General features: G+C 37.6%; 9 protein-coding genes. 6 read left to right on the forward strand and 3 right to left on the reverse strand.

The genetic code is table 11. From position 1 onward, the window contains the following. Window positions 1-303, forward strand: a 303-nt coding sequence (locus H5072_RS06280) for a VF530 family DNA-binding protein (RefSeq protein WP_182693023.1), incomplete at its 5' end; no start/stop codon positions are given. A gap of 98 nt (window positions 304-401) precedes the next feature. On the opposite strand, the gene H5072_RS06285 is transcribed toward H5072_RS06280, so the two are convergent. Continuing rightward, on the reverse strand, window positions 402-833 hold the full coding sequence (locus H5072_RS06285; protein WP_138489047.1) for a DUF3859 domain-containing protein: 432 nt from the start codon (window positions 831-833) through the stop codon (window positions 402-404). A gap of 205 nt (window positions 834-1,038) precedes the next feature. Between H5072_RS06285 and H5072_RS06290 the strand changes: the two genes are divergently transcribed. The 4 genes from H5072_RS06290 to H5072_RS06305 all read left to right on the forward strand — a co-directional run bounded on the left by H5072_RS06290 (window position 1,039) and on the right by H5072_RS06305 (window position 3,780). After that, entirely contained in the window at window positions 1,039-2,043 is a 1,005-nt protein-coding gene (locus H5072_RS06290) for a YHYH protein (RefSeq protein ID WP_182693024.1), read from the forward strand. A gap of 13 nt (window positions 2,044-2,056) precedes the next feature. Next, window positions 2,057-2,581 (forward strand): hypothetical protein, encoded by a 525-nt coding sequence (locus tag H5072_RS06295; RefSeq protein WP_182693025.1) that lies wholly within the window; start codon window positions 2,057-2,059, stop codon window positions 2,579-2,581. 93 nt (window positions 2,582-2,674) lie between these two features. Then, window positions 2,675-3,325, forward strand: coding sequence for a hypothetical protein (locus tag H5072_RS06300; RefSeq protein WP_182693026.1), 651 nt, complete (start codon window positions 2,675-2,677; stop codon window positions 3,323-3,325). A gap of 41 nt (window positions 3,326-3,366) precedes the next feature. Further along, the gene (locus H5072_RS06305; protein ID WP_182693027.1) at window positions 3,367-3,780 is read left to right on the forward strand and encodes a hypothetical protein; all 414 of its coding nucleotides are present in this window, start codon (window positions 3,367-3,369) and stop codon (window positions 3,778-3,780) included. A gap of 20 nt (window positions 3,781-3,800) precedes the next feature. On the opposite strand, the gene H5072_RS06310 is transcribed toward H5072_RS06305, so the two are convergent. Continuing rightward, window positions 3,801-5,621: a protein kinase domain-containing protein gene (locus H5072_RS06310; RefSeq protein WP_182693028.1), complete on the reverse strand. Its 1,821-nt coding sequence runs from the start codon at window positions 5,619-5,621 to the stop codon at window positions 3,801-3,803. A gap of 225 nt (window positions 5,622-5,846) precedes the next feature. On the opposite strand from H5072_RS06310, the gene H5072_RS06315 reads away from it, so the two are divergent. Then, window positions 5,847-7,862, forward strand: a complete 2,016-nt coding sequence (locus H5072_RS06315; RefSeq protein WP_182693029.1) for a TonB-dependent receptor — start codon at window positions 5,847-5,849, stop codon at window positions 7,860-7,862. Window positions 7,863-7,976: 114 nt separating this feature from the next. Here H5072_RS06315 and H5072_RS06320 read toward each other — a convergent pair whose 3' ends face one another. Continuing rightward, entirely contained in the window at window positions 7,977-8,423 is a 447-nt protein-coding gene (locus H5072_RS06320; protein ID WP_182693030.1) for a hypothetical protein, read from the reverse strand. Window positions 8,424-8,478 lie beyond the last annotated feature (55 nt).

Genomic DNA, 8,478 nt, shown 5'->3' on the forward strand with positions numbered 1-8,478 from the left:
CTTAACTGCTTTAAAAACAATCCTGATATAAAGTCAGCGGTTAAATTTTTACGTAAAACACAATGGGCACAAGAAAAAGTAGATAACTTTTACCTTTATCGCTTAAAAAACTTACCTAGACCTGATGATGTGCAATACGAATTACCGCCACGTGATCGCGTTATCCCAGCTGATCATAAACCTGGTGAGCCATGTGAGTTAAGTTTTAGTGATGCAAAACGTATTATGGAAAAAAAAGCATCAAAGCAACGTGCTCGTGATCGCAAACAACGCTCTAATTCTAGTAACCCTTGGGGTAACTAAACACGCTAATTTAATTTTGTAGAGCTATTTTAAATGGCTCTACAAGTCTCTTTTATTAATTTTTATTACATCCACGCCGTATAGCTAACAAATAGAAATCAATACCCTCGGTTTTTCCAAAAATCTGTTTCAGTACGCTCTACCTCTAATGCCACCTTAAAAGTTTTATCAGCAATAATTTTTCCATTTAGCTCAATCGTCATACGCCAATCACCCAACTTATTCTCTATTGGTAACCAAAGCGTGTCGCCTAAATAAAAGTTCCAATCACTGTTTTTAACGTATACGTCGCCTTCAAAGGGGTCCATTACATCACCGTCACTGTCTGGAATATCTGGATGGTATATACAATAGTGAAGCTTTTCGCCTTTACCCTTTTTAATATTTACGATTAAGCCAAACTCAACATCTACCTCAGCTATTACATTTGTTGTAAATTGCTCTATTTGTGGCAGTGCTTTACTTTCGCTATCCCACTTAGAGTAAATACCGTGACTTTGTAACGTCACTACAGGTTTTGTTTTAGCCATTAAGGTAACCTTTTATATTAGCTATTTTTGCATTAGTTTAACTTTTGAAATTTTAAAATAAAACACAATCCAATAAAGTTAAATCTAAACTTAGCTTTAATACTTCGTCTATTTACATCATTGCTAATTTGTCATCATTGTTTACACATTATTTGCACAATTGCTGATTATTGTTTGAGTAACTTAATTGATCAGGTAAGCAGCAATGAAACTACACGCACTTAATATTAAAAACTCAAATAGGGTAAATGCTATAAAACTAAGCACCTTGTCTCTAGTTGTTTCATCGTTAGTTGCTTGCGGAGATGGCGAAGGCATAGTTGATACCTCAACAACTACAGATTCATCACCAACCACCTTAGATAACGGTACAGGTACGAGTAGCTCAACCCAAGGCGTGCTGTGCGAATATAGCTACAGTGAATATAACGAGTCAGTATCAGTACAGGCCACCAGCGTGGCAGATTGGTCATGCACAGGAACTACACGCGACATAGTCGCTAATGGCATACCTGATCACGAAGTAGGTACATTCCCTAATGCCGATAACCCAAATACTATTTCTGAACAATCAGTAAATGAAAGCTACACACTTGAGCCTGTAGAAACAACACAAGCAACCATGCTTGGTGGCCCTCGTGGAATGATAGGTGTTGTACTTAACGGCATTAAAATAGACGCCGGCACAGGCGGAAGTTGCGATGATTCAGGCACCGATTGTGATTTAGGCGACAACAGCGGTAATTGGAATATAGAAGCTTTAAGCCAAGACACGTTTAGTTTTGGAACAGACGACAACAATGCACACGTACAACCCGATGGCACATATCATTATCACGGTATGCCTGAAGGCTTTGTCACACTGCGAGGTGGCAATAGCTCCACTATGACTCTAATAGGCTGGGCAGCAGATGGCTTTCCTATATATGCACGTTACGGCTATGCAGACTCAAATGATGCAACTTCAGCGCTAACCGTAATGACCGGTAGCTACCAACACATAACATCTGTAAGCGCAAACCGCCCTTCTACCGATATATACCCATTAGGTACATTTGCACAAGATTGGGAATACGTAGCAGGCTCTGGTGATTTAGATGAATGTAATGGCCGCGTTGGCGTAACACCTGAGTTTCCTGATGGGATATACCACTACTACGCAACAGACACTTACCCGTTTTTTCAACGCTGCGTTAAAGGCGAAGTTTAATTAGGAGTAAGTTATGCCTTATATGAAAAATTATCTGTTAAGTGTGACCACATTGGGCTTATTGAGCACATCAACATTAGCAAACGCTCATTTAATGGTTGCAGAGCACGGTACGCTGAATTTTGTTGATAATAACGTGTTTATTGTACTTTCAATCCCTATGTCGGCTTTTAAAGGGGTTGATGAAAACAAGGATGGCAAAGTGTCAATAATTGAGTTTAACGCTCATAAAAAGCTAATAACTAAGCGAATTAAAAAGAACGTTTATTTAGCGGATCATCAATATAAATTTACTATTGACGGACTTTTGCTAAACCCAGAAGCGTCTCATAAACATAAAAGCGACAATATAGACCAAGTAACCATTACTGGGCGCTACTCTTTGCCTAGTAAACTAACCAAAGTTAACTTTAACGTTAAGCTATTTAGTAACAATGAGCACAAGCAGCACTATCAAATTACAGCGACTAATAAAACGCAAAAGCTAACTCATCAATTTGAGCTATCACCAACGTCGCCCTTTAGTAAGGTGTTTTAAAAAATTAAATTTTTATTTTAAAGGTATTGTTTGTCCCTGAAAAAAAATGTTATATTTGTTTCATAGGATGCACCATAAATGATAAGGACTGTCATGTTTAATACTTCTACAAATACTAATACCCCATTAAAATTACTTGAGCGTATGCAAAATAGTAAAAATGACTTTAATATTGATTTTAAAGTCTCAGTATTCGACCAATTTGGTAATAAATACTCTGGTATTTTTGATTCATTAGATTCTAATTCAAGCCTCCTAACCTTGATTGATAGCTCAGATGATATTACTTTTTTCAACATGAAATACATCACTCATTTAATTCTGCACGATTCTAGTACCCACTCTAATTTCATTGCAGGAAACTTACCTCAAAAAAATAAAAATAATAAAGAGCTAATTAACATAGATGAGAAAACAGATTTAATAAAAGAAATGTTAAACAAAAACTACTCTTTAGAATTTGAATTTAAATATGATGGATTCGATAAGATAAATAAAACTGAAACAGAAAACATTTCAACTTTGTTAGATTTTTTAACTGAAAATATAAAAGATTTAGCTAGTGATGATTTTTTTATGTCTTCACTAAAAAAAGTAAAAGAGTTTCATTTTCATGATAAAAAAGATGTTAAATTTTCTATGAGACTTTCTGGAGCAGAAATTTACATTACTATGGATTTTAATCAACAACTACCGAAAAACATTAATAACTTAATAGAGAAAGGTTTCAATAAAGTATTGTAACCAATTATATATTTTAACCTGTCAAATATAAAGGAATGACAATGGGACTTAAAGAGAAAAGAGCTGCAAGAGAATTTCAAGAAAATCGTCTAGATTCTTTGAAAAAACAAATTTTTAAAGCAGCTAAATTTGAATTCGAAATCGATGTTAACTGGGATACGATTGCTATAGATGATTACGCTCATTTATTTGATCAAACTTGGCCTTTGGTATACTTTGAGCCAACTATCAAAGCTTTCAAAGAGTTATGCTCGGATGACTTGTCTCAAGAAGCTATTCAAGAAGATTTGAAAAAAATAATTATACAAAATTACGGTGATGTACATAACGCAAACAACTTTGCTACTTATAATAAAGGTGTACTGACATTAAACCACTCTCCAATTTTGAATGCGGCCAATCAAGTAGATGATCGCGCATATTCTATTCAAAATGCTATAGAAAAAGAGCTATAATTAAGTTTGTATAAGAGGTGTTACTTAACACCTCTTATTTTCGGATTTTTAGGAAAGTAATGCTCTTGTTGCTGCTCACATAAACTAAACTCACGGGTGTTTTTATATGGCAACTTCATAAAGCCCGCAACACCCACGTCCGTAATATTTACCGCGTATTGCATTAGTTTATTTAGCAAACGTTTAAACTCAACCTCTTTGCTCGAATCGAGTAAGCGGTAGTAATGGTGAATCTTCATTCTGTCCGGCAGTGCTTCAAAAATAATACACCCCGTATGATGAATTTGGTTAAGCTCAAATACGCATTTAATAACTTTTTTAGGTAGCTGTAGTTGCTCATCAGGGTCTTTACCGTCTTCAAAGTATGAATGCGGGCGGGTTATGTCGTTTGCTTTCATGCTTACAACTTCGTATTCAAGCTCTGGTAGGCTATCAAACTTAAATGCACCGGTGCCATCTCGCTCTAACTGAATAGTTTTACGGGCATCAAACAAACAACACTTAAATAACCCTTTTTGATTAATCGCTTGCGCAAGCATCACTGTGTTATTAATCGCATCACTAAACGCATCACCCAATGATTCGTCATGCATAATTAAAGATGATTCAACAAACATTGACTCATCCTTCCAATGAAAACTAAGCCCACCTACTACAGGGTACTTAGCTAATCGGCTTATTGATGCCAAAAATGCTTTTTCGGTATCGCCTGTATCAAACAAAAACTCTTTATAATAGCGGTCAAGTTGCGCGTCGTTTATATCTAGTAATTGCTTGTTATGATCGGCTTGGCGTAAAAACTGTTTTCGTGAACTATATACCACTGTGTCGGGCTGCTCGTCGTTGCCATACCAAAAAGGAATATCTGCTTTTCTTTGTTTTTTATCAAGCTCAGGTAAATACATTTTGGCCATAGTTGTAATGTTACGCATAAAGTAATCACCAGCACCATCACGTATGGCCTTACTTTTTGACAACATGCCATCAATCACCTTAGCCAGCTCTTTTGGGAGCCCTAAGCTGCTTGCAGGGATGGCTTGCGCACCAAAGCGGCACGACTGCGCCGACGCTAACGCATACAACGTAGCGGCTACACCTTGTTCGTCAAATCGTGGGGATGATTGCTCCCCCGACATTTGCGCTTCACCAATAAAGTACACATCGCCCATACGCGCATTCGTTGTGCTTAAATCGCCCGACATTAAATCCATAAAGTTACTGGCAACAGGGTTACCATCACTATCAAGCTGTGCATACACAGAGCTGCCCCAATCCACTAACGAAAGCGCATTAGTGTTTGCATCCCAAACAAGGTTTGAAGGTTTTATATCGCCATGCACTATAGGTTGTGGGCTAACGCCGTTTTTGTGACTACGTAAATCAATTAATACATTCCGTAACCTAACAGCTAGCGCCATTATTTGCGCGGCACTAAAGCGCCCTGTTTTAAGCGATACTTTTTCAAGGTCCTCTCCAATGGCGCGAGCCATCATTAAAATCCCTTGTTTTTTAATTCGCTCAAATGCATAAAAGGTAGGCACTAAGGGGTTATTAATTTGCGAAAGCATATACGCTTCGTCTTCTAGGCGGTCGCGTACACTTTGGGCAAGTGTAATACGCGAAAACTTAAATACCCAAGGTAAGCCGTTATCGTCATCACCTGCAAACACAAAACCAAAAGCACCCGAGCCAATCATTTCAACGTTTTTGTAGCCCAGCAGTGTTAGCTGCTTAATACAAATATTAAGCCACTGGCGGTGTTTTTTAGCATCGCGGTGCGAAAGCAAATAAACAGATTGCTCTTCGTTAATGTAAAAATTGCGGATTTCTTTGGCTTTCAATACGGGCTCTCTGTCTTGTTAGTGTTATACAGTCATTTAAAGCACTCGATTATTAGTTTTATGTAATAAGATTACAATAGCGTGCGGCGTAGTTTTTAAGTTACCCATCTTTACTCACCCCTAAATAATTACAAATAACCAACAAATGTAGCATCCAATAAATTATCTAAGCCGTATTTAACATAGCTGCATTAATAACAAATACATTAGATAGGGATTTTAGTCATGAGAACATTAGCAATTTTAGCGCTAGGCACTTTGTATAGTGGTTATAGCTATGCAAACATAGAAAAATTAACCGTTTATGGTCACAGAGATGGGCTAATTGGTGAGTCAATCAGCGCATCTAGTGGTATTATTGGTCAAGGTGAAATTCAGCAGCGCCCAATGTTAAGAAGCGCCGAAATGTTAGAGTTAATCCCAGGTATGGCGGTCACTCAACATAGCGGCTCTGGTAAAGCTAATCAGTACTTTATTAGGGGGTTTAATTTAGATCACGGCACCGACTTTGCCACCAGCATAGATGGCATGCCAATTAATATGCGCAGCCATGGCCACGGACAAGGTTACACCGACCTAAACTTTATAATCCCTGAGTCTATTTCAACTATTAACTATCAAAAAGGCTCATATAGCGCAAGCCAAGGTGACTTTTCAACCGCTGGTAGTGCTCAATTTCAACTTGCTGATAACCTAAAACATCACCAAGTTGAACTCAGTATAGGAGAAGATAATTATAGACGCGCTGTTGTACTGGGATCTACTAACATTGCAACAGGTAAGCTAATTGCAGCGGCAGAATGGCAAGGCTATGACGGCCCATGGGATGATATAAACGAAGATGTAAATAAAAAGAATGCCCTACTGCGCTATGTTGGTAAAGCTTTTGATGGTGACTTATCAATAAGTGCCATGGCATACGACAATACATGGAATTCAGCAGATCAAATTCCACAGCGCGCTATATCACAAAATTTAATTACTCAATTAGGCTCTCTTGACACCACACTTGGCGGTAGCTCTAGCCGTTATAGCTTATCGAGTAACTGGCAGGGCGAGCATATAAAAGCCAGCGCTTATGTAATTAATTACGATTTAAACCTGTATTCTAATTTTAGTTATTTTTTAAATGATCCAATTAATGGCGATCAGTTTAATCAGCAAGATAGCCGAAATATTTATGGAACAGATATAAGCTACCAGTTTGAAACCAAAACATCAGATATAAACATACAACATACCGTAGGTATTGAGCTTCGCCACGACGACATAGATAACGTAGGGCTTTATAACACACAAGCAAGAGAGCGACTTAGTACGGTTAGGCAAGATGAACTAAAGCAAACGAGCTACTCAAGCTTTTGGGAGTCTAAACTTTTACTTACTCCAAAACTTGAAGCAACCGTTGGCGTTAGGTACGACTATTTTGATACAAACGTGACTAGTATTACCGCCGTAAATTCAGGAAAAGCAAAGGATGATTTAGTAAGTTTTAAAGGGAGTTTAAATTACCGTTTTACAAATTTAGTAGCTGCATATGCTAATTGGGGACAATCTTTTCATTCAAATGATGCGCGCGGATCTACTATTAATATTGACCCTGTTACCGGTGAGCAAGCAGAGCAAGTTGACTTATTAGTTAAAAGTGAAGGCGCTGAAATAGGCGTCCGATTTGCTGATGAGCAAAAGTTTAATCTATCAGCTGCACTTTGGTGGCTAACACTCGACTCAGAGCTTTTATTTGTTGGCGATGCGGGTAACACAGAACCAAGTGATGCATCTAAACGTTACGGATTAGAAATAAGCGCTTATTATTGGATTAACGACAGCTTTAGTATCGACGCAGAAACCTCGTTCACGCATTCACGTTTAGATATTAATGACAATAATCATTATATAGAAGGTGCTGTTCCTGTTGTTGCAAGTACAGGTTTAAATTGGCACTTAAGTGAGCAATGGCAGTCATCAGTTAGAGTTCGCCATATTGGCAAACGTACATTAACTAGCGATGGTGACGAGCGTTCGGAGCCTTTAACAGTAGTAAATAGCGCAATTAGCTATGAGCAGACTCACTGGAAAGTAAACTTTGAATTACTTAACTTATTTAATAGCACCGACCACGATATAGATTACTATTATGCATCGCGTTTACCTGGCGAATCAGCACAAGGCGTTGAAGATAACCACTTTCATCCAATAGAGCCAAGAACAGCGCGACTAACATTAAGCTTGTTATTTTAGTATTCATTGAGATTTACAGTGGTACTGTATATAAAAACAGTACCACTGTAAAACATACCCTTAGCCAATAAGTATCTTAGTAATCAATCCGATGCCTCAACAAGCTGGCTGATGTTACTCAACAATGCGAAGTTGATTTATTGAGTTAACAGCAACATGTGTTTGATAGTAATATTTATTGGTTTTTCTGCCTTTACTTAAAAAATCGATAGTTACCCGCTTCGCTTCACCTGTTACTTCAATTGTTTTACCTATAAAAAATGTGTTGGCTGATTGTCCGTATTTTTCGGTGAGTTTAGCAGCTACTTTTGAATCAATTGAAATTGTAATAGCACGTCGATCACGATAGTCAGCTTCAGTATTTAAAAATACGTCACCGTACTGAGAGCCTGCAGTTTTAATATAAAACTGAAATGTACCGCTAACACCTTGTGGCGCGCTCTGCTCCGAAAGAGCTATTAAATTCATATTAGCAATAGTGCCTTCGCCAAGCGCCGGTAAATATTGTACAGAGCTGCAAGCACTAAGTGTTAATACACTTAAAAGAGTAAGGTATTTCAAGATATAACATCCTTTTTTATAAGTAGATGTTAATATTAACATTTATATATTTTAA

It is taken from the genome of Pseudoalteromonas sp. SR45-5 (assembly GCF_014163565.1).
GTDB classification, from domain to species: domain Bacteria; phylum Pseudomonadota; class Gammaproteobacteria; order Enterobacterales; family Alteromonadaceae; genus Pseudoalteromonas; species Pseudoalteromonas distincta.

Coding starts and splice junctions, on each gene's coding strand:
- H5072_RS06285 (WP_138489047.1), bottom strand. CDS start 833: ATGGCTAAAACAAAACCTGTAGTGACGTTACAAAGTCACGGTATTTAC.
- H5072_RS06290 (WP_182693024.1), top strand. CDS start 1,039: ATGAAACTACACGCACTTAATATTAAAAACTCAAATAGGGTAAATGCT.
- H5072_RS06295 (WP_182693025.1), top strand. CDS start 2,057: ATGCCTTATATGAAAAATTATCTGTTAAGTGTGACCACATTGGGCTTA.
- H5072_RS06300 (WP_182693026.1), top strand. CDS start 2,675: ATGTTTAATACTTCTACAAATACTAATACCCCATTAAAATTACTTGAG.
- H5072_RS06305 (WP_182693027.1), top strand. CDS start 3,367: ATGGGACTTAAAGAGAAAAGAGCTGCAAGAGAATTTCAAGAAAATCGT.
- H5072_RS06315 (WP_182693029.1), top strand. CDS start 5,847: ATGAGAACATTAGCAATTTTAGCGCTAGGCACTTTGTATAGTGGTTAT.